We start from the raw sequence: 26,898 nt of genomic DNA, 5'->3' as shown, positions 1-26,898 counted from the left end.
CAGACGATAGGCGTTCCTTCCGGCAGAAATGCTCAGTTATAAGAGAGCTTCATGACTCGGCCAGGATTATAAGTAAAGCACGCATCTGCATCTCCCCTCTCCCAACGGAGAGAGGAGCCGCATTGCGGGTTTACATGTCGCAATAGCGCAGAAAACGCTGCAGCGAGCTGGAAAGGTGTTTCTGACGATGATGAATGCACCACAGCGTGCGCACCAGTTTAGGCAACGGGAGCGGTATTTCGACCAGCGTACCGGCCTCAAGCTGTTCAGCAATCACCCGCCGGGAGAGACAGCTGATGCCCAGCCCATGACGGACCGCGTGTTTGATGGCTTCCGAGTTGCCCAGCTCCATACTCAGCCGGAAATGCGGCAGGTGGGAGAGCAGCAGGTAATCGACAATTTCACGGGTACCGGAGCCCTGTTCCCGGAGGATCCACTGCGCCTGAGCCAGCCGTTCCAGCGTCACTTCACCCTGTAATAAAGAAGAGGCTGGCGAGGCGAACACCACCAGCTCATCTTCCAGCCAGGGTTCAGCAATGATATCGACGTTGTGACACGGCCCTTCAATCAAACCGATGTCCACGCGGAAATCGATCACCGCATTGATGACATCCTGGCTATTGCCAACGCTCATCTCCAGCGGCAGGGTCGGGAAATCCCGGCGATAGCGGGCAATCACTTCCGGCAGAATGTAATTGCCGATCGTACTGCTGGCGTAAACGCGGATGGCCCCGTTCTCTTCGCGGAACAATTGTTCGATTTCTGTCGCCTGCTCCAGCAATGCCAGCGCGCGCGGGTACAGCAGGCGGCCATGTTCATTGACGACCAGCCGTTTCCCCACTCTGTCGAAAAGCTGAACCCCCAGTTGCCCTTCCAGATCGGTCAGGGCCGCGCTGACCGCGGACTGGGACAACGCCAGCATTTGCGAGGCCTGCGTCGTCGACCCGCTTTTCAGCACTTCGGCAAAAACTTCCAGCTGACGCAACGTAATGTGCATGGTCACTTACCACTTATATAGATTGATTATAAGTATATAATCAATTTTATTTTTAAGCCACAACGCCGTAACCTTTTAGCCAGATAAAGGAGAAGGTTATGTCAGAACACACCTTACAGCATCAACGTACATTGTGGCACTTCGTGCCGGGTCTTGCGCTCAGCGCGGTGGTAACTGGCGTAGCGTTATGGGGCGGCAGCATTCCGGCCGTCGCCGGGGCAGGTTTTAGTGCCTTAACGCTGGCAATATTGCTCGGCATGGTGGTGGGAAATACCGTTTACCCCCATATCTGGAAGTCCTGTGATGGCGGGGTTATTTTCGCCAAACAGCATCTGCTGCGCCTCGGGATTATCCTTTACGGCTTCCGCCTGACCTTTTCACAGATTGCGGATGTCGGCGTCAGCGGGATCGCTATAGACGTCCTGACCCTGACCAGCACCTTTTTACTGGCCTGCTTTATCGGCCAGAAAGTGTTTGGGCTGGATAAACAAACCAGCTGGCTGATTGGTGCCGGCAGCAGCATCTGCGGGGCCGCCGCGGTACTGGCAACCGAACCTGTCGTTAAGGCAGAATCCAGCAAAGTGACGGTTGCCGTCGCGACCGTGGTTATTTTCGGTACGCTGGCGATTTTCCTCTACCCGGCCATGTACCCGCTGGTTGCGCACTGGTTTAGCCCGGAGACCTACGGCATTTATATTGGTTCAACCATGCATGAAGTGGCTCAGGTGGTGGCGGCGGGTCACGCCATTAATCCGGATGCGGAAAATGCCGCGGTCATTGCCAAAATGCTGCGCGTCATGATGCTGGCTCCGTTCCTGATTATCCTGGCCGCTCGCGTAAAACAACTCGCGCCGGCAGGCAGCAGCCAGAAGAGTAAAATCACCATTCCGTGGTTTGCGATTCTTTTCATCGTGGTGGCGGTATTTAACTCCTTCCACCTGCTGCCGAAAGCCGTGGTGGATATGCTGGTCACGCTGGATACCGTCCTGCTGGCGATGGCGATGGCGGCGCTCGGGGTCACAACACACGTTAGCGCGCTGAAAAAAGCAGGTGCAAAACCGCTGCTGATGGCGCTGGTACTCTTCATCTGGCTGATCGTTGGCGGCGGTGCGATTAACCTCGCGGTACATAACCTGATGGTATAAACCACTTCATCCTTCTCCTGTTAACCCGCTATCATACGTATTTCGGGTTAACAGGAGTCCCTTTATGAAATATGTTGGAGCGCACGTCAGCGCTGCAGGTGGCCTTGCGAATGCCGCCATTCGCGCCGCCGAAATTGAGGCGACCGCTTTCGCCCTGTTCACCAAGAACCAGCGCCAGTGGCGCGCCGCCCCGCTCACCTCTGAAGTGATTGATGATTTCAAAGCCGCCTGTGAGAAATACCACTACGGGCCGGGTCAAATCCTTCCCCACGACAGCTATCTCATTAACCTCGGCCATCCCGTGCAGGAGGCGCTGGAGAAATCCCGCGAGGCTTTTCTTGATGAAGTGCAGCGCTGCGAGCAGCTTGGGCTGACGCTGTTGAACTTCCATCCGGGAAGTCATCTGATGCAGATTGACGAAGATGCCTGTCTGGCGCGCATTGCCGAATCCATCAACATCACGCTGGATAAAACCCAGGGCGTGACGGCGGTCATCGAGAACACCGCCGGCCAGGGCAGTAACCTCGGCTTTAAGTTCGAACATCTGGCGGCCATTATTGACGGCGTGGAGGATAAATCCCGCGTGGGCGTATGTATTGATACCTGCCATGCCTTTGCCGCGGGTTACGATCTGCGAACGCTTGATGAGACGAAAAAGACCTTCGATGAGTTTGAACGCATTGTGGGCTTCAAGTATCTGCGCGGAATGCATTTGAACGATGCGAAAAGCGCGTTTGGCAGCCGCGTGGACCGCCATCACAGCCTCGGTGAAGGCAATATCGGCCACGATGCGTTTCGCTTTATTATGCAGGATGCCCGTTTCGACGGTATCCCGATGGTGCTGGAAACCATTAATCCGGACATCTGGGCAGAAGAGATTGCCTGGCTGAAGGCACAGCAAACCGCTGAACAGGCGGCATAAAAAAAGCCGGGTCGCATAAGCACCCGGCTTTTTTATTGTTTTACCGCTTACGCCGCTTTCGCGACCCCTTCCGCTTCCGGACGTTTCAGCACCGCGTAAGAGAGACCTGCCACCAGCGTACCGGCCACAATCGCCAGCAGATAACCCAGCACTGGCGTGATTGCACCTGGGATCAGCAGCACGAACAGACCGCCATGTGGTGCCATCAGTTTCGCGCCAACCGCCATGGAGATAGCACCGGTTACCGCGCCCCCCACGATACAGCATGGCAGCACGCGCATTGGGTCACGCGCCGCGAACGGAATTGCCCCTTCGGTGATAAAGCACAGGCCAAGTACCAGGGCGGCTTTCCCCCCTTCCTGCTGCGCTTTGTCGAATTTACGACGTGCAATGATGGTTGCCAGGCCAAGAGCCAATGGTGGCACCATACCGGCCGCCATAATCGCTGCCATTGGCGCGTAGGTCTGGGTACTCAGCAGGCCAACACCGAATGCGTATGCTGCTTTGTTCACCGGGCCACCCATGTCGGTACACATCATGCCACCGAGAATAGCTCCCAGCAGTACCGCATTCGCGGTGCCCATGGTTTGCAGCCAGTGGGTCAGACCCGCCAGGATACCCGCTACAGGTTTACCGATGAGGTAAATCATCGCCAGGCCCACCACCAGGCTGGAAATCAACGGGATGATCAGAATCGGTTTCAGCGCTTCCATACTCTGCGGCAGTTTCAGCTTCGAGCTGATAAGCTTCGCAACGTAACCCGCCAGGAAACCGGCAATGATACCGCCGATAAAGCCAGAACCGGTGCTCACCGCCAGCATACCGCCGATAAGACCCGGCGTCAGGCCCGGACGGTCAGCGATGGAGAAGGCGATAAAGCCTGCCAGCACCGGCACCATCAGGGCAAACGCGGAACCACCACCAATCTGCATCAGGGCAGCAGCCAGCGTGCCTTCTTCTTTAAACGCGGTAATACCAAACGCGAACGAGAGGGCAATACACAGACCGCCCGCCACCACCATCGGCAGCATATAAGACACACCGGTCAGTAGATGGCGATAGGCGCCAGCTGACTCTTTCTTACCTTCCGTCGCAGTTTGCGTGGACCCCGTTGCCTGATACGGCTTCGCTTCCACCAGCGCTTTATCAAACTCCTGAGCGGTCTTTTTCAGCGCCAGGCCCGTTGACGTGCGGTACATCGGCTTACCGGCAAATTTCGCCAGGTCCACTTCGATGTCAGCCGCAACCATCACCAGATCGGCTTCAGCCACCTCTTCAGGGGTGATTGCGTTGCCCGCACCAACGGATCCACGTGTTTCAACTTTTACCCACCAGCCGCGTTTTTTCGCTTCGGTTTCAATGGCTTCAGCCGCCATAAAGGTATGAGCCACGCCCGTCGGGCAGGCCGTGATCGCCACGATACGTTTTGGTCCGGTCGCGGCAACCGGCGCCGCGACCGGTGCGCTGTAAACAGACGCATGACCTTTCGCTTCGCTCAGGAACAGTTCCGGGTGTGCCACCGCGCGATTGATGTCGCCCAGCCACACTTTTTTGCCATTCAGCGCACTGTCAGCGGGAATTTTATCACCCAGAACAATCACCATTTCGGCGTCGCCCGGGTTATCCGTCATCTCGAGATGTGCTTTGTTCGCCGCCGCTCCCAGCAAGGTCTTCGCCATATAGGCGCGAGCCTGTCCGAGACCGGAGTCAATGATCAGCAGCGTTTTCATTATTCCTCTCCTGCTGTTAGTTAAAAGGTTTTAAGTCAACGCGCGCCATCATCGCGGCTAACTGGGTACGATCGGTAATACCGACATTGCTCTGGCTAACGGCCAGGGCAGCAACGGCGGTGGCAAGACGTAAAGTATGTTCACTGGATTCACGCATCAGCAGGCCATAAATCAGACCGCCAACCATTGAATCCCCTGCGCCAACGGTGCTGACAACGTCAACCGATGGCGGTTTGGCGATCCATTCGCCAGAAGCGTTAACCCACAGCGCCCCTTCTGCACCAAGAGAGATAACCACGTGAGCGATACCCTGCTCGCGCAGCGCATGGGCAGCGTCAATCACATCTTTTAATTCTGGCAGCTTACGACCAGCCCAGATCTCCAGTTCGCGGCGATTCGGCTTCACCAGCCACGGCGAGGCTTTCAGGCCGGCGACCAGCGCGTCACGGCTGCTGTCAAAAATAATGCATGGGCACTGGCTTCGCAGACGCGTCATCCAGTCGGTGAACGCTTCCGGGCTCACGCCGGACGGCAGGCTGCCGCTGACGCAGACCATGTCGAACTGACCAAGCCAGGTCAGAGAGTCGTTCACGAAGCGCTCCCAGTCTGACGGAGTCACCTCGAAGCCTGAGAAGTTCAGATCGGTCACTTCGCCGTCTTTCTCCGTCAGCTTGACGTTGATACGGGTACGGCCCTGAACAACCTGAAAACGATTAGCAATCCCCAGTTCGCTGAACAGCTGCTGGAAACCATCCTGGTTATCTTTACCGAGGAATCCGCCCACGGTGACATCGATACCGAGATCCTTGAGCACTTTCGCGACGTTAATCCCTTTACCTGCAGCATGCAGGCCAGTGGTACGCACGAGGTTTACTTCGCCGCGCTCAATCTCCGGGCAAAACCCCACCAGGTCGTATGCCGGGTTCAGCGTAATAGTCGCAACACGTCTGCTCATTATGCGCCCTCCCCCAGACCTGCCGCGATGGCGTCGCCAATCGCTTTCAGCGCCTGTTCAGCATCAGCACCCTGTGCGGTAAAGCGCAGACGGTGACCTTTCTTCACGCCCAGCGCGACAACTTTCATCAGGCTACGGCCGTTGGCCGGTTTGCCCGTGCCATCAAGGTTAGTCACGGTAATCTCACTTTCGAATTGTTTAATGGTATTCACCAGCATGGTGCCAGGACGGGCATGCAGGCCGTGCTCGTTACGCACTACAAACTCAGCGGTCAGCACGTCATCAGTCAGCACATCATCGCTGGTCAGCAGCGCCAGCAGCGTGCTTGCGTCAGCGTTCAGCAGTTTTTCAGCCTTGTCATTCAGCAGCAGATCGCCAAGACGTTTTAGCGCGGAAACCGGCTGTTCATCGGTCATCGCGACGGTGACCAGCATCGCAGCGTGCGCGCCCTCAACGTCAAACGCGTTGGCCGCGCGGCTCACCGCGATAGCGCTACGCAGGTTGCCTTCAGCACTGTCGTTCAGCCAGATACCTTGTCCCAGGTTCAGCGGCTTCTCATTGATAACGCGCGTGATAAAGGACGCGTCTACCGCACCGGCTTCTTTCAGACGGCCTGCGTTCAGCGCCTGCAGCGTGACCAGATCGCTCGCCACAACATCCAGGGTCAATGTTTCATTATCCAGTTTCAGCGCTTCACTCTGTTTTTCGCCCATCAGCAACGCACGCAGCTCTTCCGCCGTCGTCGCGGACTTCAGCTGTTCAGCCACCGAATCATCGCTCAGCACATGCGTCAGCTGACGCAGCAGGCCCAGGTGCTCGTCACTGCTGGCAGCGATACCGATTGCCACGTAAGCAACCTGACCGTCGCCCCACACCACACCCTGAGGGAACTGATAAACCTGAACGCCGGTTTTCAGCACCTGATCGCGGGTGTCCGTTGTACCGTGCGGAATGGCGATGCCATTGCCGAGGAAAGTGGAGGTCTGCTGCTCGCGCGCCAGCATGCCGTTAACGTAGCCGTCCGCGACATTACCCGCCTGCACAAGGGCAGCGGCAACCTGGCGAATGGCCTCTTCTTTGTTCCCGGCCTGAGCGCCCGGGTGGATATCCTGAACAGATAACTGGAACATGGTTCTCCTCTCCTGCTGAACTTGAATCGTTTCAGCTTAAATGAGAAAAAATGCGCTAGCCTGCTCCGTTTGTTAAAACAAGATAGCGCTGAAACGTTTCAAAAAGTCTTGCGCTTTCTGCTTAACCTTGCAAGAAAAGTTACAAATGGCGATGCAGAATTTAGAGATACAGCACATTTCTTCTTCGCTCAGCTGAATCTTGCTGACGTTCAGCAAGTCAGTTTCAGCTAAGTTCAGCCCGCGACTGTTAATTGAAATGGCATTTTGATTTTTCGTGGCGAAATTGACCGCAGTACCTGTTTATTTTCTGACAAGCGTCGTACACTCCGCGTCTCTTTATGACTTGCTGATATTGAAAGTATGCATAACACCCCTGCCGCCGCCTCGCCAAAACCCTTTGATTTGACGTCCACGGCGTTTTTGATTGTTGCCTTCCTTACCGGCATTGCCGGGGCGTTACAGACGCCCACGCTGAGCCTGTTTCTGACCAATGAAGTCCACGCCCGTCCGGCAATGGTTGGCTTCTTTTTTACCGGCAGTGCCATCATCGGCATTCTGGTGAGTCAGTTTCTGGCGGGGCGTTCCGACAGAAAAGGCGATCGTAAAAGTCTGATCGTCTTTTGCTGCCTTCTCGGGGTGTTTGCCTGCGTGTTGTTTGCTTTTAACCGCAACTATTTCATCCTGCTGTTCGTGGGGGTGTTCCTGAGCAGCTTCGGTTCCACGGCGAACCCGCAGATGTTCGCCCTCGCCCGCGAGCACGCCGACCATACCGGTCGTGAAGCGGTGATGTTCAGCTCTATTCTGCGTGCCCAGGTGTCGCTGGCATGGGTCATTGGCCCGCCGCTGGCGTATGCCCTGGCGATGGGGTTTGGCTTTACGGTGATGTACCTGAGTGCGGCTGTCGCGTTTGTGGTGTGCGGCACCATGGTGTGGTTCTTCCTGCCGTCGATGCGCAAAGAGCCCAAAGTGGCTTCAGGCGTACTGGAAGCCCCGCGCCGTAACCGTCGTGATGCGCTGCTCCTGTTTGTTATCTGTACGTTGATGTGGGGAACAAACAGCCTTTATATTATCAACATGCCGCTGTTTATTATTGATGAGCTGCATCTCCCAGAGAAGCTGGCGGGCATTATGATGGGAACCGCGGCCGGGCTTGAGATCCCGACCATGCTGATCGCGGGCTATTACGCGAAGCGTTTCGGAAAGCGTTTTTTAATGCGCATTGCGGCTGTCGCAGGACTGCTGTTCTATATCGGTATGCTGACGGTGCACACGCCGGGGCTCTTACTGGCATTGCAGCTTCTCAACGCCATTTATATCGGCATACTCGCCGGGATTGGCATGCTCTATTTCCAGGACCTGATGCCAGGCCAGGCAGGTTCCGCTACCACCCTTTATACCAATACCACTCGCGTGGGCTGGATTATTGCAGGTTCAATGGCCGGCATCGTGGCCGAGATCTGGAGCTATCACACGGTATTCTGGATTGCGCTGGTGATGTGTACGCTGACAATAGCGTGTCTGGTGCGAATTAAGGACGTTTAAGGGGCGGTGAGCGCTTCCAGCTCAAGAAGGTAGGTGATCGCCTGCGTGCGCGTGCTGCCGCACATCTCCGCGGACGGCTGAAGGCCGGAACAGACTTTCGGGCGCAGCGGGGAACCAAAGATCATGCACAGGTTATTTTCAGCAAGCTGCACACAGCGGGTATTGGCAGGTTTGCCGTCCGGCATGCCAGGAATGGGGCTTGAAATGGACGGTGCGGTACAACACGCGCCACAATCGGGACGACAATCCATACAGGCTCTCTTTCGCTGAAGAACGCCCGCGCAGTCGGGCATTGCGCGCACAGTAACACCTTTTGTGTATTGATAGCAAAAGCCACGAATTCCGCTTGCCTGAAAGGCCGAGCACGAGTAATTTGGCGCGATATTTTTTACCACCCGTAAACAGGATTACTGCAATGCCAAGAGCGAACGAAATTAAGAAAGGTATGGTACTGAATTACAACGGCAAGCTGCTGATTGTGAAAGATATCGATATTCAGGCCCCGAGCGCCCGTGGTGCAGCAACGCTGTACAAAATGCGTTTCGCCGATGTGCGTACCGGTCTGAAAGTGGAAGAACGTTTTAAAGGTGACGATATCGTTGATACCGTGACCCTGACCCGCCGCTATGTTGATTTTTCCTACATTGATGGCAACGAATACGTGTTCATGGATAAAGAAGATTACACCCCGTATATCTTCACCAAAGATCAGATTGAAGAAGAACTCCTCTTTATTCCTGAAGGCGGGATGCCTGACATGCAGGTTCTGACCTGGGATGGCGTGCTGCTGGCGCTGGAACTGCCGCAGACCGTGGATCTGGAAATCGTGGAAACGGCTCCGGGCATCAAAGGTGCATCCGCAAGTGCCCGCAACAAACCAGCAACCCTGACGACCGGTCTGGTGGTGCAGGTGCCAGAATACCTCTCCGCGGGCGAGAAAATCCGCATCCATATTGAAGAAAAACGCTATATGGGTCGCGCAGACTAATGCGATATTCGCCCGGTGGCACAACGCCACCGGGCAACAGACGTTACAGCAGTTCCGGGTATTTCGTCATCTTCAGCGCCAGCTCAACGCCCCGCACTTCCGCCATGCCTTTCAGACGACCAATCGCCGAATAACCTGGGTTCGTTTTCTTACGCAGATCGTCCAGCATCTGGTGACCATGATCGGGACGGAACGGGATAGGACGAACGTCACCCGCGTGCTTACGACGTACCTCTTCCGCCAGAATCGCATCCACTACCGCGACCATATTCACATCGCCGCCCAGGTGCGCTGCTTCATGGAAGGTTTTTGGATTATCCTCACGACAGGTCGCACGCAGATGCGTGAAGTGAATACGATCGCCGAAGGTTTCAATCATCTGCACCAGATCGTTATCCGCACGCACGCCGTAAGAGCCGGTACACATGGTGAATCCGTTATAGATACTGTCCACGGTCTCTTTCAGCCACTGCATATCTTCAATCGTGGACACGATACGCGGTAAACCGAGAATAGGACGCGGAGGATCGTCCGGGTGCACGGCCAGGCGCACGCCCGCTTCTTCCGCTACCGGTACGATAGCGCGCAGGAAAAACGCCATGTTTTCACGCAGCTGGTTTTTATCGATATTCCCATATTCCGCCAGTCGCGCGCGGAACTGATCCAGCGTATAGCCCTCTTCAGCGCCCGGCAGGCCAGCAATAATATTGCGGGTCAGCTTTTCAATCTCGGCGTCACTGGCTGCGTTAAACCACGCGAGCGCCTGCTGCTGCTCTTCAGCCGTGTAATCGGCTTCTGCACCAGGGCGTTTCAGGATGTGCAGCTCAAATGCGGCAAAGGCAATCTGATCGAAACGTAATGCTTTTGAACCGTCCGGCAACGTGTACTCAAGATCGGTGCGCGTCCAGTCAAGAATGGGCATGAAGTTATAGCAAACAGTATCGATACCGCAGGCCGCCAGGTGACGAATGCTCTGCTGGTAGTTGGCAATCCAGGTCTGATAATCACCTGAATGGGTTTTGATATCTTCGTGAACCGGGATGCTTTCCACCACAGACCAGGTCAGGCCTTTTTCCGCCAGCAGCGCCTGACGCTTTTTGATTTCTTCAATCGGCCATACCTGACCATTAGGAATGTGATGCAGCGCCGTCACGACACCCGTTGCGCCAGCCTGACGCACATCATCAAGAGAAACCGGATCGTTCGGCCCGTACCAACGCCAGGTCTGTTCCATTGCCTCACCTCTAAAGTTGTTATACCAATATGGATGACTACGATGACGACTACCATACATGTTTACCGTAAAGGGTCAACACACCGCCACACATTGATTGATCAAACTCACACTTCACGGATATTTACGGCTCACCAATTTAATTTGCTGTCATATAACTTTACACTGGCGTTGTTAATTAATGGTTAATCAGGTGTGTATTTCATGAAGACAATTGCCTCCACCTCGCTTCCTGCCCATGTCCAGCTCCCTCGCTACGATCGTAAGCAGTTACGCTCTCGCATCGTCCATTTTGGCTTTGGCGCATTTCACCGCGCGCATCAGGCCTTGTTAACAAACCGGGTGCTGAATGAGAAAGGCGGCGACTGGGGTATTTGTGAGATTAGCCTCTTCAGCGGCGACGTGCTGATGAGCCAGTTGCGCGCACAGGATCATCTCTTCACCGTGCTGGAAAAAGGGGCGGAGGGAAACCAGCCGATTATCGTCGGTGCCGTCCATGAATGTCTGAACGCAAAACTGGATTCTCTGCCCGCCATCATTGAGAAATTTTGTGAACCTCAGGTCGCCATTGTGTCGCTCACCATCACAGAGAAAGGTTATTGCATCGATCCCGCCACCGGTAATCTGGATTTGCACAACTCCCGGATCGTTCACGATCTGGAGAACCCGTCTGAACCGCACTCCGCGCCCGGGATCCTGGTCGAGGCGCTTCACCGCCGCCGTGAACGCGGTTTGTCCGCTTTTACCGTCCTCTCCTGCGACAACATCCCTGATAACGGCCATGTGGTGAAAAACGCGGTACTGGGGATGGCCCAGAAACGCGACCCGGCGCTGGCAGAGTGGATTGATTCACATGTGAGCTTTCCGGGGACCATGGTCGATCGAATTGTCCCCGCCGCGACCGAGGCGTCGCTGGCAGAAATCACGCAGGAGCTTGGAGTAGAAGATCCTTGTGCTATCAGCTGCGAACCGTTTATTCAGTGGGTAGTGGAAGATAACTTTGTTGCCGGACGCCCGGCATGGGAAGTGGCTGGCGTACAAATGGTGCAGGACGTGCTGCCGTGGGAACAGATGAAATTGCGCATGCTCAACGGCAGCCACTCTTTCCTCGCGTATCTGGGCTACCTCGCCGGGTATGCGCACATTAACGAATGTATGGAAGACACCGCGTTTCGCGAAGCCGCACGTCGGTTAATGCTGAATGAGCAGGCTCCTACGCTGCGTATTAAGGATGTCGACCTCACGGCTTATGCCGACAGCCTGCTTGAACGCTTTGCCAATCCGGCACTGCAGCACCGGACCTGGCAAATTGCGATGGACGGAAGCCAGAAATTGCCGCAACGCATGCTGGATGGGATCCGCATCCATCTTGAACGTAAAACCGCGTGGTCGCTGCTGGCCCTGGGCGTTGCAGGCTGGATCCGCTACGTCAGCGGTACCGACGAGCGTGGCGACGCGATTGATGTGCGCGATCCGCTGAGCGATAAAATCCGCACCCTTGTTGTAGCCAGCAGCGACGCTGAGCGCGTCAACGCCTTGCTGGGGCTGAGTGAAATCTTTGGTCACGATCTCGCACAAAATAGCCTATTCGTGGAGGCCATCAGCCAGGCCTATCAGCGCATCGCCCGCCATGGCGCGCGTCAGGCTGTTATCGAAACGTTAAATATTTAGCGATTATTGCGCTTAAGGCGAACGGCGATTGCCTCCGTTCGCCCTCCCCCTTCTCATTGCGCCCGTTTTTCGCCAGGATGATGGATAATTGTTATAGCATCACAATTATCGACTGGAGCGCACGTGACCAAAACCAACCTCATTACCGGTTTTCTCGGCAGCGGTAAAACCACTTCAATTCTCCACCTGCTGGCCAATAAGGATCCGGCAGAAAAATGGGCCGTACTGGTCAATGAATTTGGCGAAGTGGGTATTGATGGCGCATTACTGGCAGACAGCGGCGCGATGATCAAAGAGATCCCCGGTGGCTGCATGTGCTGCGTAAATGGTCTGCCGATGCAGGTCGGGCTGAATACGCTGCTGCGTCAGGGCAAACCAGACCGTCTGCTGATTGAACCGACCGGGCTGGGTCATCCGAAGCAAATTCTCGATTTACTGACCGCGCCGGTCTACGAGCCGTGGATCGATCTGCGTGCCACGCTGTGCCTGCTGGACCCCCGTCAGCTGCTGGATGAAAAAGCCGTGACCAACGAGAACTTTCGCGACCAGCTCGCCTCGGCAGATATTATCGTCGCCAATAAAGAGGATCGCGCAACGGCGGAAAGCCAGTCCGCGCTGGAGACATGGTGGCAGCATTTTGGTGGCAACCGTCAGCGGGTGCAGACCACCCAGGGGAAAATTGATAACGCCCTGCTTGACCTGCCTCGCCTGAACCTGGCGGCGCTCCCGGCAAGCGCGGAACATGCCCACAGCCATCCGCAAAAACAGGGTCTGGCTGCCCTGAGTCTGCCGGAACACCAGCGCTGGCGTCGTAACCTTAACAGCGGCCAGGGCTATCAGGCCTGCGGATGGATTTTCGATGCGGATACCGTATTCGACACCATCGGCATACTCGAATGGGCCAGACTGGCTCCGGTCGATCGTGTTAAAGGGATCATGCGCACCCCGGACGGGCTGGTGCGGATCAACCGTCAGGGCGAAGATTTCTTTATCGAAACGCAAAATGTGGCGCCACCTGATAGCCGAATAGAGTTAATTAGTGCGGTTAATGCCGACTGGAATGCCCTGCAGTCCAGCCTGTTGAAGCTTCGTTTAAGTTTGGGCGGCTAACGTTGCCCCAGATTTCACTCTATGCTGAATGTTATGACGACTCGACTTCCCCTGATATTACTGCTTAATGTCGCCGGTCTGGCGCTCTTTTTCTCCTGGTATATCCCGGCGAATCATGGTGTCTGGTTTCCGCTGGATTCTGCCATTTTTCACTTCTTCAACCAGGAACTGGTGAAGAGCGAAGCCTTCCTGTGGCTGGTTGCTATCACGAATAACCGCGCCTTTGACGGCTGCTCGCTGCTGGCGATGGGCGGCCTGATGCTCTCTTTCTGGCTGAAAGAGGACAAAACAGGACGCCGCCGTATTCTGATTATTGGTTTGATGATGTTGCTGCTTGCGGTGGTAATTAACCAACTGGCAACGGCCATTATTCCGGTTAAGCGTTCCAGCCCAACGCTGTTCTTCCCCGATATTTATCGCGTCAGCGAGCTGCTGCATATTCCAACGAAAGATGCGTCGAAGGCCAGTTTCCCGGGCGATCACGGAATGATGCTGCTTATTTTTTCCGGCGTGATGCTCCGCTATTTCGGCCGAAAAGCCTTTGCGATAGCCCTGACTATTTTTGTGGTTTTTGCCTTCCCACGGGTAATGATTGGCGCTCACTGGTTCACTGATATTGCAGTCGGTTCGCTCTCTTCTGTGCTGGTTGCGCTGCCGTGGTGTCTGATGACACCGCTGAGCGACAAGATAATAGCCGTGTTCGATCGCTACCTCCCCGGCAAAACGCAACAAATCAGAAACCAATAATTAACCTTAATTAACACTATGCATCAGGGATCGTTTTGATCCTTGATGCATTTTTCTCCCCTTTCGTCCCCTCCCGTCATCATTTCGTCACAATATTCGTGATAAAAATGAATGTGTTGCACGGTTTTTAACCTCAATCGCGCACATTTTGAACAATTATCAATTTTTACTTTCTGTATCACAATTTCTTATAAAAAAAAGGCTTTTTTTGCTCGCAATACCCCAGGCAATCGGTTAATCTCGAACTCGTTTTGCCCCATAGAGATAATTATTTCGCTGGTGAATAAATTTGTGCGCTACGCCACAAATGTGATCAGAAAGAATTGTCTCATTGTGAACAGATAATTAGTCTCGTCACGTTTGGCATTTTTTATAACGATATTTGTCGTTAAGGACTTCAAGGGATAATAAACAAAATGGTCAAATCTCAACCGATTTTGAGATATATCTTACGGGGGATCCCGGCGATAGCAGTGGCGGTACTGTTATCTGCATGTAGTACATCGAACACCGCAAAGAATATGCATCCTGAGACGCGTGTTGTGGGAATGGAAGATTCCTCGTCACTGCAAGCCTCTCAGGATGAATTTGAAAATATGGTACGTAATCTGGACGTGAAGTCCCGTATTATGGACCAGTATGCTGACTGGAAAGGCGTGCGTTATCGTCTTGGCGGCAGCACCAAAAAAGGCATTGATTGTTCCGGTTTCGTACAGCGTACTTTCCGTGAGCAGTTTGGGTTAGATCTTCCGCGTTCAACTTACGAACAGCAGGAGATGGGCAAGTCGATTTCACGCACTAAACTGCGCACCGGGGATTTAGTCCTGTTCCGTGCGGGTTCGACAGGTCGACATGTTGGCATCTACATTGGCAATGACCAGTTTGTACATGCCTCCACCAGCAGCGGTGTGACCATTTCCAGCATGAACGAACCTTACTGGAAGAAGCGCTATAACGAAGCGCGCCGCGTACTGACCCGCAGTTAAAATAATCATTGTATCGTTGGTTATCCCTTGGCCGGCGATATGATAAAAAAAAGCACTGCTTCGGCGGTGTTTTTTTTTGCCCGTTACACTGAATACATTCAGCGGCAATCCAGGAACCACGACGTCTATGTTCACCCGCTACTTCTCCAGTAATCGCAAGATACTTTTCCTCAGCCTTATCACCGGCCTGATCACAGCCCTGCTCCTGGGTTCATTGCAATTTTTCTGGAGCTACCACAAGCGGGAAGTCAGATTCGACACCCTGATTGACGACGTGAGCATCTACATGGAAAGCTACTTCGATGAGTTAAAAAGCTCTATCGATCTCCTTCAGCCGCTCACGCTGAACAGTTGCCACGACGTCAACGCTGAGCTGACCTCTCGCGCGGCCTTTAGCCTTAACGTGCGCGCCTTTTTGCTGGTCAGGGATAAACTGGCGTACTGCTCTTCAGCCACCGGTCCGATGAACGTCCCGATGGAAGAGCTGATACCCGAGCTGCACATCGATAAACAGATTGATATGGCGTTACTGCCGGGTACACCAATGATGCCGCACAGACCCGCTATTGCCATCTGGTATCGAAATCCGCTGGTTAAGGACGGCGGCGTGTTTACTTCGGTAAACATCAACCTGACTCCGTACATGCTTTACACCGCACGCCAGAACGAGTTCGCGGGCATTGCCATCATCATTGGCGACAATGCGTTGTCGACAAGGTCCGCCACACTGGTGAAGGCACAGGATTTACATGAAACGCCGGCGCGTACCGCGACCCTAAAAGAGGTTCCGCTGACGATCAAACTGTACGCCGAAGAGTGGACGAGCGATGAAATCCTGTTCGCGGTGTTCTTTGGACTGGTCTGCGGGATCGCGGCCGGCTCGCTTAATTTCTATATCCTCACCACGCGTCTTAACCCAGGCAAAGAGATCCTGAGCGCCATTAAACGCGGCCAGTTTTATGTGGTGTATCAGCCTGTTGTGGATGCCGAGACGCTGCAAATGCGTGGTGTCGAAGTCCTGATGCGCTGGAAACACCCGACGATGGGGGAAATTCCGCCTGATGCCTTTATCAACTTCGCCGAAGCGCAGAAGCTGATTGTGCCGCTGACGCTGCATCTTTTTGACCTCATCATCCGCGACGCGCCGGTATTACAGACCCTTCTGCCACCGGGCGCAAAACTGGGCATTAACATTGCGCCGGGGCATCTGCATGCGGAAAGCTTCAAAGAGGATATGCGCACTTTCCTGGACTTAATGCCGCCGGATCATTTCCAGATCGTGCTGGAAATCACCGAGCGCGACATGGTTAACCATCGGGAAGCCAACAATCTTTTCGAATGGCTGCACAATGAAGGCTTTGAAATTGCGATTGATGATTTTGGTACCGGCCACAGTGCGCTGATTTACCTTGAGCGTTTCACCATGGATTACATCAAAATTGACCGGGGTTTTGTCAACGCGATTGGGACGGAAACCGTAACCTCCCCGGTGCTTGATGCCGTACTCACCCTGGCAAGGCGACTGAATATGTCGACCGTCGCCGAAGGGGTGGAAACGCCGGAGCAGGCAGCCTGGCTGCGCGAACATGGCGTTGTTTTCCTTCAGGGTTACTGGATTAGCCGCCCAATGCCGCTGGAGCAGTTCCGCCAATGGCAGCCTGAACGTTGAATGATTTCACATTGCCCGTGACGTCACTTATTATTCAGCTTAACTGAGCCGGTCAGTCGAAAGGGAGCCGCCGCGAGATGCTTATGCGCTTTATGTTGCTGCTGTTGGCATTAACGAGCCTGTCCAGCCAGGCGCAAACCATCAAAGAGAACATCGCGTTCTCCGTGATTGGTGAGCCAAAGTACGCGGTCAATTTTACGCACTTTGATTACGTCAATCCTGCCGCGCCAAAAGGCGGAAACGTGACCCTCTCCGCCACGGGGACGTTCGACAACTTCAACCGTTTCGCCCTGCGCGGCGTGGCGGCAGCGCGAACAGAATCGCTCTACGATACGCTGTTTGTTACGTCTGATGATGAACCCGGCAGTTACTACCCGCTGATTGCCGACAACGTGCGTTACGGGGATAACTTTGCGTGGGCGGAAATTTCGATTAACCCACGGGCGCGTTTTCACGATGGGACGCCGGTCAAAGCCAGCGACATTGCCTTCACATTTCACAAATTTATGACTGAGGGCGTTCCCCAGTTCCGCATTGTCTACAAAGGCGTGACGGTCAAAGCCATTGCCCCGCTCACGGTGCGTATTGAACTGAGTGAGCCAAATAAAGAGAACATGCTCAGCCTGTTCTCCCTACCCGTGATGCCTGAATCTTTCTGGAAAGATCACAAACTTAGTGACCCGCTCTCCACGCCCCCGCTGGCGGGTGGTCCATACCGTATAACTGACTGGCGCATGGGGCAGTATGTTGTCTATTCCCGGGTCAAAGACTACTGGGCGGCAAACCTACCGGTAAACCGGGGCCGCTGGAATTTCGATACCCTTCGCTACGATTACTACCTTGACGATAACGTCGCATTTGAAGCATTCAAAGCCGGTGCGTTCGATATGCGCGTGGAGAGCAGTGCTAAAAACTGGGCGACACGGTATATCGGCAAAAACTTCGCTAACGGGTATATCGTTAAAGACGAGCATAAAAACGCGTCCGCTCAGGATACGCGCTGGCTGGCGTTTAATATTCAGCGTCCGGTATTTACTGACCGCCGGGTGCGGGAAGCCATTACCCTGGCCTTTGATTTTGAATGGATGAACAAAGCGCTATTTTACGGCGCTTACAGCCGGGCCAATAGCTATTTCCAGAACACTGAATATGCCGCAGGCGATTACCCAAAAGCGGACGAACTTGTCCTGCTGGCACCGCTGAAAGCAGAACTGCCGCCGGAGGTGTTCACGACGGTATTTCAGCCTCCGGCGTCAAAGGGCGACGGCTACGATCGCGACAACCTGCTTAAAGCCAATAAACTGCTGGATGACGCAGGCTGGCCACTGAAGAATCAAAAACGCGTCGATTCCAGAACGGGCAAACCGTTAAGCTTTGAGCTGCTGCTCGCGTCCGGAAGCAACGATCAGTGGGTGCTGCCGTTTAAGCACAATCTTGAACGGCTGGGGATTACCATGAACATTCGCCAGGTCGACAACGCGCAGCTCACCAACCGCAAACGCAGCCGTGATTACGATATGATGCAAACCCTGTGGCCCGCGCAGCCGTGGCCCAGCTCAGATCTGCAAATCTCCTGGGCATCCAGCTATATCGACTCCTCCTACAATGCGCCGGGGGTGAAAAGCCCGGCGATTGATGCCTTGATTGCGAAAATTGTGGCGGCGCAGGGTGATAAAGAAAAACTCCTGCCGCTGGGACGCGCCCTCGACAGGGTCTTAACCTGGAATTACTACATGCTGCCAATGTGGTATATGGGCGAAGACCGGCTTGCGCGCTGGGACAAGTTCTCCGAGCCTGCCGTACGCCCTGTCTATTCACTGGGCTTCGACACCTGGTGGTATGACGTTAACAAAGCCGCCAGACTTCCCGCTGAGCGGCGATAAGGAATCATCATGGGTGCGTATCTGATCCGCCGTCTCCTGCTGATTATCCCGACCCTCTGGGCAATCATCACGATTAACTTTTTTATTGTGCAAATCGCGCCCGGCGGCCCGGTCGACCAGGCTATTGCAGCCATTGAATTTGGCAACAGCGGCGGCATGCCTGGTGGCGGTGGCGAAGGAATGGGCGCGAGCCATGCCCGCACCGGCCTGGGAAATATCAGTGAAAGCCATTATCGCGGCGGACGTGGCCTGGATCCGGAAGTCATCGCCGAGATCACCCATCGTTATGGCTTCGACAAACCGCTTCACGAGCGGTATTTCAACATGCTCTGGGACTACCTCCGCTTTGATTTTGGCGACAGCCTGTTTCGCAGCGCGTCAGTTTTAACATTGATTAAGCAAAGTCTGCCGGTGTCGATTACCCTTGGGCTGTGGGGAACGTTGATTATTTATCTCGTCTCTATTCCCCTGGGGATCCGTAAAGCGGTTCACAACGGCAGCCGCTTCGATGTCTGGAGCAGCACGTTTATCATCATCGGCTATGCCATTCCGGCGTTTCTGTTTGCCGTTCTGTTGATTGTCTTTTTTGCCGGTGGCAGCTATTTCGATATCTTTCCGCTGCGGGGGCTGGTGTCAGCGGATTTCAGCACCCTGCCCTGGTACAAGAAGATCACCGATTATTTCTGGCACATCACGCTGCCGGTGCTTGCGACCGTCATTGGCGGCTTTGCGGCCCTGACCATGTTGACCAAAAACGCCTTTCTCGATGAAATCCGTAAACAGTACGTTGTGACTGCCCGTGCGAAGGGCGTCGGCGAAAAGCAGATCATGTGGAAACATGTCTTTCGCAACGCCATGCTGCTGGTGATTGCCGGATTTCCTGCCACGTTCATCAGTATGTTTTTTACCGGCTCGCTGCTGATAGAGGTGATGTTCTCTCTCAACGGACTGGGCTTGCTGGGATATGAAGCCACCGTGTCGCGCGATTATCCGGTCATGTTTGGCACACTTTATATCTTCACCCTGATTGGCCTGCTGCTGAATATCATCAGCGATATCAGCTATACGCTGGTTGATCCCCGAATTGATTTTGAGGGCCGCTGATGCCGCGTTTAAGCCCCGTCAACCAGGCCCGATGGGCCCGTTTTCGCCACAACCGCCGCGGCTACTGGTCGCTGTGGATCTTTGCCGTCCTGTTTGTCTTAAGCATGTGTTCGGAACTGATTGCCAACGATAAACCGCTGCTGGTGCACTTTAACGACCGCTGGTATGTGCCTGTTCTCACCCAATACAGCGAAAGCGATTTTGGTGGCCCGTTTGCGACGCCCGCAGAATATCAGGATCCGTGGCTTCGCCAACAAATTGAACAGCACGGCTGGGCACTCTGGGCGCCGGTGCGTTTTGGCGCAAACAGCATTAACTTTGCGACCACCACCCCCTTCCCTTCCCCGCCTTCCGCGCAAAACTGGCTGGGAACGGATGCCAACGGTGGCGATGTGCTGGCACGCATCCTCTACGGCACGCGGATCTCGATCCTCTTTGGGCTGATGCTGACCGTCTTTTCCAGCGTGATGGGCGTGGTAGCAGGTGCCGTTCAGGGCTACTACGGCGGAAAAATCGACCTGTGGGGTCAACGTTTTATTGAAGTCTGGTCAGGCATGCCGACGCTGTTTCTGATCATTCTGCTTTCAAGCGTGGTACAGCCAAACTTCTGGTGGCTGTTAGGCATTACCGTCATCTTCGGCTGGATGGCGCTGGTAGGCGTGGTGCGGGCGGAATTCCTGCGCACCCGTAATTACGATTACATTCGCGCTGCCCAGGTGCTGGGGGTGAGCGACCGCGGGATCATTTTCCGCCATATGCTTCCTAACGCCGTGGTAGCGACCCTCACTTTCCTGCCGTTTATTCTGTGCAGTTCCATCACTACCCTCACCTCGCTTGATTTCCTTGGCTTCGGGCTCCCTCTCGGTTCCCCGTCGCTCGGCGAGCTACTGCTGCAGGGCAAGAACAACCTGCAGGCACCGTGGTTAGGCATCACCGCCTTTCTTGCCGTGGCCGTGCTGCTTTCACTGCTGATTTTTATTGGCGAAGCCGTGCGCGATGCTTTTGATCCCAACAAGGCGGTATAAGATGACGCAGCCCCTTCTCAGTATTGATAACCTGTCGATTGCCTTTTCAAAACAGGGTGAGGCGCGTACCGTGGTCACGGAGTTGTCGCTGCAGATCCAGCGCGGCGAAACGCTGGCGCTGGTAGGCGAGTCAGGCTCTGGCAAGAGCGTATCGGCACTGTCGATCCTGCGCCTGCTTCCGTCTCCGCCCGTCAGCTATCCGCAAGGCGACATTCTGTTTCACGGTCGCTCGCTGCTGCATGCCGACGAAAAAACCCTGCGCGGAATTCGCGGCAATAACATTGCCATGATTTTCCAGGAGCCGATGGTCTCCCTTAACCCGCTGCACACGCTGGAAAAACAGCTCTATGAAGTGCTGTCCCTGCACCGGGGCATGCGCAAAGAGGCGGCGCGGGGGGAGATTCTGGATTGTCTTGAACGAACCGGCATTCGCAATGCCGCAAAACGGCTGAACGATTTCCCCCATCAGCTTTCCGGCGGCGAACGTCAGCGGGTGATGATTGCAATGGCCCTGCTCACGCGACCCGAACTGTTGATTGCCGATGAGCCCACCACCGCGCTGGACGTGACGGTGCAGGCGCAAATTCTGCGGCTGCTGCGGGAGTTGCGTGACGAACTGAACATGAGCCTGCTGTTTATCACCCATAACCTCAGCATTGTGAGAAAGCTCGCCGACAGCGTCGCCGTGATGCAAAACGGACGCTGTGTCGAGCAGAACACCGCAGCCACCCTGCTGAAAGCGCCTCAGCACCCCTATACGCAGCGTCTGCTTGATAGCGAGCCCACGGGTGACCCGGTTCCCCTGCCGGCTGACAGCGCGCCGTTGCTGCGCGTTGAGGGGCTGGGCGTGTCGTTTCCTGTTCGCAAAGGGATTCTGCGGCGCATCGTCGACCAGAATCCGGTATTGAAAAATATCCATTTTGCCCTGCGTCCGGGCGAATCGCTGGGGCTGGTGGGCGAGTCCGGTTCGGGAAAAAGCACCACCGGCCTGGCACTGCTGCGCTTAATCGCCTCGCAGGGTGAGATCCTCTTTGACGGTATGCCGCTGCACAACTGGAACCGTCGCCAGATGTTGCCCGTTCGTCCCCGCATGCAGGTTGTGTTTCAGGATCCAAACTCCTCGCTTAACCCACGGCTGAACGTATTACAGATTGTCGAAGAGGGTCTGCGCGTTCATCAGCCGGCATTGACCGTCCGGCAGCGGGAAGAAGAAGTGATACGCGTTATGGCAGAAGTTGGCTTAGATCCGGATACCCGGCACCGCTACCCGGCTGAATTTTCCGGCGGTCAGCGCCAGCGTATCGCCATTGCCCGCGCGCTGATCCTCAAACCGGAGCTGATCATTCTGGATGAACCGACGTCGTCGCTGGACAGAACCGTTCAGGCTCAGATCCTGGCATTACTGAAAGGATTGCAGGAAAAGCACAGGCTGGCCTATATCTTTATCAGCCATGATTTACAGGTTGTGCGGGCGTTATGCCATCAGGTGATTGTGTTGCGACAGGGAGAAGTGGTCGAGCAGGGAGAGTGCCAGCGCGTATTTGCTGCGCCAACGCAGAGCTACACGCGCCAGCTGTTGTCCGCAGACTAGCGCTCAGAAAGGATACTGGCCCGAGAAAGGCTCAGCGATAGCAACACCAAAGTTTTTCAGACGGCAGGTCGCGGCAAATTCATCCTGACTTTTCACGAACAGGCAGGGTTCACCTTCACACTCCAGTACGGAGCTGTCCACTTCAATATCCGTCAGGGCCTCGCTGAGACGCTCCATGACTCGCCATGCATTTTCGTCGCTCGGGCTCAGCAACTTAAGTGCAACCAGACAATTCTCGCAACCCGCGACGCTTTGCGGAATCGGTTCAACTTTCGAACCTGCAAAACCCGCCGACCAGCGATAGCTCTGGGGCAAGCGATGGACTATGGAGAGTTGTAATGTATTCACGTTCGTTCCCCGGAAGCAAAATTTACTTCACAATTTATTTACATTTATAGTAACACATCATCGCCAGCCTGCACTATTCGGCGCTTTTTTATAGGTGTTCAGGCTCGCGTCGGCGCTATATGTACCCGTTTCTGCGATCTAACTCAACCTTTTTAAATACAATGATGTGACTTTTTACACAAATAGATTTTACATAAAAGAAACAAACACAGGGTAAACGAACGCAGCTTTGGTTGATGTGTGTCAACAAAAAAGGCCCTGACTGGGCCTTATTTGCGCGTTAGCTGGCCACCTTTCGCGGCCGACTGGCGTAGAGATAGAAAAGAATGGAGCTGGTTGCACAAAACGCCATCGCCCACAGCATCGGCCAGGCCGTATTAAACGTGGCCATCGACAGTAACGCCCCGACGATGGCACCGATGCCAAAGCGGAATGTTCCGGCCAGCGACGAGGCGGTGCCTGCCATATGCGGGAATTCGTCGAGGATCACCGCCATCGCATTGGAGGAAACCATCGACACGCAGCCGACGAAGGCCGCAACCCCCACCACCAGCGCCCAGAAGCCCACGCCTGTAAAAGCACTCAGCACCAGCCAGATAGCCATCACAAACTGGATCCAAAGCCCGGCGCGGAACATGTTCAACGCCCCGACTCGGCGGACAAAGCGGCTGTTAATGATGGTCATGATGAACAGGAAGACGATGTTGAGCGCAAAGTAATAACCGAAGTGCTGCGGAGAAACATGGTTCAGTTCGATATAGACAAACGGCCCGGCACTCAGGAATGAGAACATCCCGGCGAAGCTGAAACCGCTCGCCAGCATATAGCTCAGCACGCGCTTATGGCGAAACAGTGAGGCGAAATTCCCCATTGTGGTTCGGATGTGGAACTTCTGTCGGCGCTCCGCGGGTAGCGTTTCATCAATAAAGAAGAAGATCATTGCCGAGGCCAGCAGCGCGGCAAGCGCCAGGATCCAGAAAATCACATGCCAGCTGAACCATACCAGCACCGCACCGCCGGCCATAGGGGCCACCAGTGGTGCAATCGTCGTCACCAGCATCACAAACGACATCATCCGGGAGAACTCTTCTTTCGGGTAGATATCGCGCATCAGGGCATTGATCACCACGCTTGCCGCTGCCGCCGCCAGACCGTGGAAAAAGCGCATGACAATCAGTTGATCGATGGTTTGCGCCTGCGCACAGGCCACCGCTGCCCCTGCAAAAATCAGGGTCCCGCCAAGAATAACGGGCTTGCGGCCAAAACTGTCCGCCATCGGGCCATAAAACAGCTGACCGAGGGCAAAACCGAGAATATAGGTGCTGAGCGTCATCTGCGCGCTGCCTGCCGGTACGCCAAACTGCGCGGAAATAACCGGCAGCGCAGGCAGATACATATCAATAGACAGCGGCATCAGCATGGCCAGCAGGCCAAGAATGAAGACGATTTTGAACGACGAGTGTGGCCTGGTGGTCACAGAGTTCTCCTGAAATTAATGCGAAGGCAGACCAACGCTGGCGATCTCTTCTTCCGTCAACGGGCGATATTCGCCGGGCGCCAGCTCAGGATCGAGTTCAATTGCGCCAATACGTTCACGATGCAGACCGACAACGTGGTTACCCACCGCGGCAAACATACGCTTCACCTGATGGTAGCGCCCTTCACTGATGGTCAGACGAACCTCGGTAGGCGCGATCACTTCAAGCACGGCAGGCCGGGTCAGATCTTTTTCATTATGCAACTGAACGCCGTTGGCAAATTGTTCTGCCGTGTCATCCGCGACCGGAGACTCCAGCGTCACCCGATACGTCTTCTCGCAGTGATGACGGGGAGACGTGATACGGTGCGACCACTGCCCGTCGTCGGTCATCAGCACCAGCCCGGTGGTGTCGATATCGAGACGGCCAGCGGCATGCAGCTTGTGCGCGACCGGTTCGTCGAGGAAATAAAGCACCGTTGGATGATCCGGATCGTCCGTAGAACAGACATAGCCTTCCGGCTTATTGAGCATGAAATAGCGCGGCCCGTGCTGTTGGGTCAGCGGGTTGCCGTCATATTCAACCTGATGGTCAGGCTGGAGTTTGAACGCAGTGTCTTTCACAATGTCGCCATCCACGGTAACGCGGCTGGCGCGAATTTCACGCCCGGCAATAGCGCGGCTTACGCCGAGTTGCTGAGCGATAAACTTATCAAGTCGCATGAAATCTTTTTAGCCTTAATGGTGCTGGAAGTCGGACAACAGGTCCGAAAAAGAAGCAGTCTGGAATGGCTCAGTATAATGGTCTGGTTGCGCCACTCAAGGGAAAAAGTTTCGTGGCATACTATATGCGAAATAACTAAACCGAGACCCCATGACTTTTACACTTCGTCCTTATCAGCAGGAAGCCGTTGACGCTACTCTCGCCTGGTTTCGTAAACACCATGCACCGGCGGCCATTGTGCTTCCCACCGGTGCTGGCAAAAGCCTGGTGATCGCCGAACTGGCGCGTCTGGCACGCGGACGCGTGCTGGTGCTGGCCCACGTCAAAGAGCTGGTGGCACAAAACCATGCCAAGTATTGCGCGCTCGGGCTGGAAGCTGACATTTTCGCTGCCGGGCTAAAGCGTAAAGAGAGCCACGGCAAAGTGGTCTTTGGCAGCGTACAGTCGGTGGCCCGCAACCTTGATCTGTTTCGCAGTGAATTTTCGCTGCTGATTGTCGACGAGTGTCACCGCATCAGCGATGACGACGACAGCCAGTATCAGCAAATCCTCACTCACCTGAAAGAGGTAAACCCGCATCTTCGCCTGCTTGGCCTGACGGCGACCCCGTTTCGCCTGGGTAAAGGCTGGATCTATCGCTACCATTATCACGGCATGGTGCGCGGCGACGAGAAAGCGCTGTTCAGCGACTGTATCTATGAACTTCCTTTGCGCTACATGATCAAGCATGGCTACCTGACGCCGCCCGAGCGGCTGGACATGCCGGTGGTGCAGTACGATTTCAGCCGGTTACAGGCGCAGAGCAACGGGTTATTCAGCGAAGCGGAGTTGAACCAGGCGCTGAAAAAGCAAAAGCGCATTACCCCGCATATCATTAGCCAGATAGAAGAGTTCGCCGCGACGCGCAAAGGGGTCATGATCTTTGCCGCCACCGTGGAGCATGCGCGAGAAATTACCGGGCTGCTGCCCGCCGAGGACGCGGCCTTAATCACCGGCGAGACGCCCGGGCCGGAGCGCGACCGCCTGATCGACGCCTTCAAAGCGCAACAATTCCGCTATCTGGTGAACGTGTCGGTGTTAACCACCGGGTTTGATGCCCCGCATGTCGATCTGATTGCCATTTTACGTCCGACCGAATCGGTCAGTCTTTATCAGCAGATTGTGGGGCGCGGCCTGCGCCTGGCGCCCGGGAAAACCGACTGTCTTATTCTGGATTACGCCGGAAACCCGCACGATCTCTACTCTCCGGAAGTCGGCACGCCAAAAGGCAAAAGCGACAACGTCCCCGTTCAGGTCTTTTGCCCTGCCTGTGGTTTTGCCAATACCTTCTGGGGTAAAACCACCGCAGACGGCACGCTGATTGAACATTTTGGCCGCCGCTGTCAGGGCTGGTTTGAAGATGACGAAGGACATCGCGAACAGTGCGATTTCCGTTTCCGCTTTAAAAACTGCCCGCAGTGCAATGCGGAAAACGATATTGCCGCCCGTCGCTGTCGCGAATGCGATACGGTTCTGGTCGATCCTGATGACATGCTAAAAGCAGCGCTGAAGTTAAAAGATGCGCTGGTGCTGCGCTGTTCCGGTATGGCACTGCAACCCGGCGCGGATGACAAAGGCGAGTGGCTGAAAATCACCTATTACGATGAAGACGGCGCAGACGTCAGCGAGCGCTTCAGGGTACATACGCCTGCCCAGCGTATGGCCTTCGAACAACTCTTTATTCGCCCACACACCCGTACGCCCGGTGTACCGCTGCGCTGGATTACCGTGGCCGATATCGTGCGCCAGCAGGTGTTACTGCGCCACCCGGATTTTGTTGTGGCTCGTATGAAAGGACAGTTCTGGCAGGTTCGGGAAAAGGTGTTTGATTACGAAGGCCGTTTTCGTCGCGCCAACGAATTGCGCGGTTAAGGGGACTTT

The 26,898-nt window shown here is 54.9% G+C and carries 23 protein-coding genes; 14 read left to right on the top strand and 9 right to left on the bottom strand.

The genetic code is table 11. The annotated features are described in order from the left end of the window. Positions 1-130: 130 nt before the first annotated feature. Positions 131-997 (bottom strand): DNA-binding transcriptional regulator YeiE, encoded by an 867-nt coding sequence (gene yieE / locus L466_RS13850; RefSeq protein WP_014170915.1) that lies wholly within the window; start codon positions 995-997, stop codon positions 131-133. A gap of 98 nt (positions 998-1,095) precedes the next feature. Here yieE and L466_RS13855 point away from each other — a divergent pair, with 98 nt between their 5' ends. Together L466_RS13855 and nfo are read left to right on the top strand one after the other, a co-directional pair. After that, on the top strand, positions 1,096-2,142 hold the full coding sequence (locus tag L466_RS13855) for a YeiH family protein (protein ID WP_032680588.1): 1,047 nt from the start codon (positions 1,096-1,098) through the stop codon (positions 2,140-2,142). Positions 2,143-2,206: 64 nt separating this feature from the next. Next, positions 2,207-3,064 carry a deoxyribonuclease IV gene (gene nfo / locus L466_RS13860; protein ID WP_014170917.1) on the top strand — a complete coding sequence of 286 codons (858 nt, stop codon included), beginning with the start codon at positions 2,207-2,209 and terminating at the stop codon, positions 3,062-3,064. 47 nt (positions 3,065-3,111) lie between these two features. Here nfo and fruA read toward each other — a convergent pair whose 3' ends face one another. The 3 genes from fruA to fruB are packed head-to-tail and all read right to left on the bottom strand — an operon-like array spanning position 3,112 to position 6,879. Continuing rightward, positions 3,112-4,794, bottom strand: a complete 1,683-nt coding sequence (gene fruA, locus L466_RS13865) for a PTS fructose transporter subunit IIBC (protein WP_032680587.1) — start codon at positions 4,792-4,794, stop codon at positions 3,112-3,114. Positions 4,795-4,810: 16 nt separating this feature from the next. Beyond that, the gene (gene fruK, locus L466_RS13870; RefSeq protein ID WP_014170919.1) at positions 4,811-5,749 is read right to left on the bottom strand and encodes a 1-phosphofructokinase; all 939 of its coding nucleotides are present in this window, start codon (positions 5,747-5,749) and stop codon (positions 4,811-4,813) included. Further along, positions 5,749-6,879: a fused PTS fructose transporter subunit IIA/HPr protein gene (fruB, locus tag L466_RS13875; protein ID WP_014170920.1), complete on the bottom strand. Its 1,131-nt coding sequence runs from the start codon at positions 6,877-6,879 to the stop codon at positions 5,749-5,751. Before fruB ends, fruK begins: the two co-directional genes overlap by 1 nt. Positions 6,880-7,239: 360 nt before the next feature. Here fruB and setB point away from each other — a divergent pair, with 360 nt between their 5' ends. Next, on the top strand, positions 7,240-8,421 hold the full coding sequence (gene setB / locus L466_RS13880) for a sugar efflux transporter SetB (protein WP_020883187.1): 1,182 nt from the start codon (positions 7,240-7,242) through the stop codon (positions 8,419-8,421). On the opposite strand, the gene L466_RS13885 is transcribed toward setB, so the two are convergent. Continuing rightward, positions 8,418-8,672 (bottom strand): zinc/iron-chelating domain-containing protein, encoded by a 255-nt coding sequence (locus tag L466_RS13885; protein WP_020883186.1) that lies wholly within the window; start codon positions 8,670-8,672, stop codon positions 8,418-8,420. The genes setB and L466_RS13885 overlap by 4 nt on opposite strands. A gap of 164 nt (positions 8,673-8,836) precedes the next feature. On the opposite strand from L466_RS13885, the gene yeiP reads away from it, so the two are divergent. Then, the gene (yeiP, locus tag L466_RS13890) at positions 8,837-9,409 is read left to right on the top strand and encodes an elongation factor P-like protein YeiP (RefSeq protein ID WP_008500940.1); all 573 of its coding nucleotides are present in this window, start codon (positions 8,837-8,839) and stop codon (positions 9,407-9,409) included. A 43-nt stretch (positions 9,410-9,452) separates the two neighbouring features. Here the strand turns inward: yeiP and uxuA are convergent, their stop codons facing one another. Beyond that, positions 9,453-10,643: a mannonate dehydratase gene (gene uxuA, locus L466_RS13895; protein ID WP_032678583.1), complete on the bottom strand. Its 1,191-nt coding sequence runs from the start codon at positions 10,641-10,643 to the stop codon at positions 9,453-9,455. A gap of 204 nt (positions 10,644-10,847) precedes the next feature. On the opposite strand from uxuA, the gene L466_RS13900 reads away from it, so the two are divergent. The 9 genes from L466_RS13900 to yejF all read left to right on the top strand — a co-directional run bounded on the left by L466_RS13900 (position 10,848) and on the right by yejF (position 22,429). Then, positions 10,848-12,314, top strand: a complete 1,467-nt coding sequence (locus L466_RS13900) for a mannitol dehydrogenase family protein (protein WP_032680586.1) — start codon at positions 10,848-10,850, stop codon at positions 12,312-12,314. A gap of 123 nt (positions 12,315-12,437) precedes the next feature. Beyond that, positions 12,438-13,424 carry a CobW family GTP-binding protein gene (locus L466_RS13905; RefSeq protein WP_014170928.1) on the top strand — a complete coding sequence of 329 codons (987 nt, stop codon included), beginning with the start codon at positions 12,438-12,440 and terminating at the stop codon, positions 13,422-13,424. A gap of 33 nt (positions 13,425-13,457) precedes the next feature. After that, positions 13,458-14,171, top strand: coding sequence for a phosphatase PAP2 family protein (locus L466_RS13910; RefSeq protein ID WP_131828554.1), 714 nt, complete (start codon positions 13,458-13,460; stop codon positions 14,169-14,171). Between the two features lie 416 nt (positions 14,172-14,587). Then, on the top strand, positions 14,588-15,157 hold the full coding sequence (mepS, locus tag L466_RS13915) for a bifunctional murein DD-endopeptidase/murein LD-carboxypeptidase (RefSeq protein ID WP_014170930.1): 570 nt from the start codon (positions 14,588-14,590) through the stop codon (positions 15,155-15,157). A gap of 127 nt (positions 15,158-15,284) precedes the next feature. Beyond that, positions 15,285-16,826 carry a cyclic di-GMP phosphodiesterase gene (locus L466_RS13920; protein ID WP_020883182.1) on the top strand — a complete coding sequence of 514 codons (1,542 nt, stop codon included), beginning with the start codon at positions 15,285-15,287 and terminating at the stop codon, positions 16,824-16,826. Positions 16,827-16,903: 77 nt separating this feature from the next. After that, a complete protein-coding gene (locus L466_RS13925) occupies positions 16,904-18,709 on the top strand; it encodes an extracellular solute-binding protein (RefSeq protein WP_032680583.1) in 1,806 nt (601 codons plus the stop codon). 9 nt (positions 18,710-18,718) lie between these two features. Continuing rightward, the gene (locus L466_RS13930) at positions 18,719-19,813 is read left to right on the top strand and encodes a microcin C ABC transporter permease YejB (protein ID WP_014170933.1); all 1,095 of its coding nucleotides are present in this window, start codon (positions 18,719-18,721) and stop codon (positions 19,811-19,813) included. Further along, positions 19,813-20,838 carry an ABC transporter permease gene (locus L466_RS13935; protein WP_014170934.1) on the top strand — a complete coding sequence of 342 codons (1,026 nt, stop codon included), beginning with the start codon at positions 19,813-19,815 and terminating at the stop codon, positions 20,836-20,838. Before L466_RS13930 ends, L466_RS13935 begins: the two co-directional genes overlap by 1 nt. 1 nt (position 20,839) lies before the next feature. Beyond that, entirely contained in the window at positions 20,840-22,429 is a 1,590-nt protein-coding gene (yejF, locus tag L466_RS13940) for a microcin C ABC transporter ATP-binding protein YejF (protein WP_032680582.1), read from the top strand. A 3-nt stretch (positions 22,430-22,432) separates the two neighbouring features. Here the strand turns inward: yejF and L466_RS13945 are convergent, their stop codons facing one another. The 3 genes from L466_RS13945 to rsuA form a co-directional block, all read right to left on the bottom strand. Next, a complete protein-coding gene (locus L466_RS13945; RefSeq protein WP_014170936.1) occupies positions 22,433-22,777 on the bottom strand; it encodes a YejG family protein in 345 nt (114 codons plus the stop codon). 280 nt (positions 22,778-23,057) lie between these two features. Beyond that, on the bottom strand, positions 23,058-24,254 hold the full coding sequence (locus L466_RS13950) for a Bcr/CflA family multidrug efflux MFS transporter (protein WP_014170937.1): 1,197 nt from the start codon (positions 24,252-24,254) through the stop codon (positions 23,058-23,060). Between the two features lie 15 nt (positions 24,255-24,269). Beyond that, positions 24,270-24,977 carry a 16S rRNA pseudouridine(516) synthase RsuA gene (gene rsuA, locus L466_RS13955; protein WP_014170938.1) on the bottom strand — a complete coding sequence of 236 codons (708 nt, stop codon included), beginning with the start codon at positions 24,975-24,977 and terminating at the stop codon, positions 24,270-24,272. 151 nt (positions 24,978-25,128) lie between these two features. Between rsuA and L466_RS13960 the strand changes: the two genes are divergently transcribed. Next, positions 25,129-26,889, top strand: a complete 1,761-nt coding sequence (locus tag L466_RS13960; protein WP_032680581.1) for a DNA repair helicase RadD — start codon at positions 25,129-25,131, stop codon at positions 26,887-26,889. Positions 26,890-26,898: the final 9 nt, after the last annotated feature.

It is taken from the genome of Enterobacter sp. BIDMC 30, from assembly GCF_000534355.1.
Classification (GTDB): domain Bacteria; phylum Pseudomonadota; class Gammaproteobacteria; order Enterobacterales; family Enterobacteriaceae; genus Enterobacter; species Enterobacter ludwigii.
This window is presented reverse-complemented; position numbering and strand designations above follow the sequence as displayed.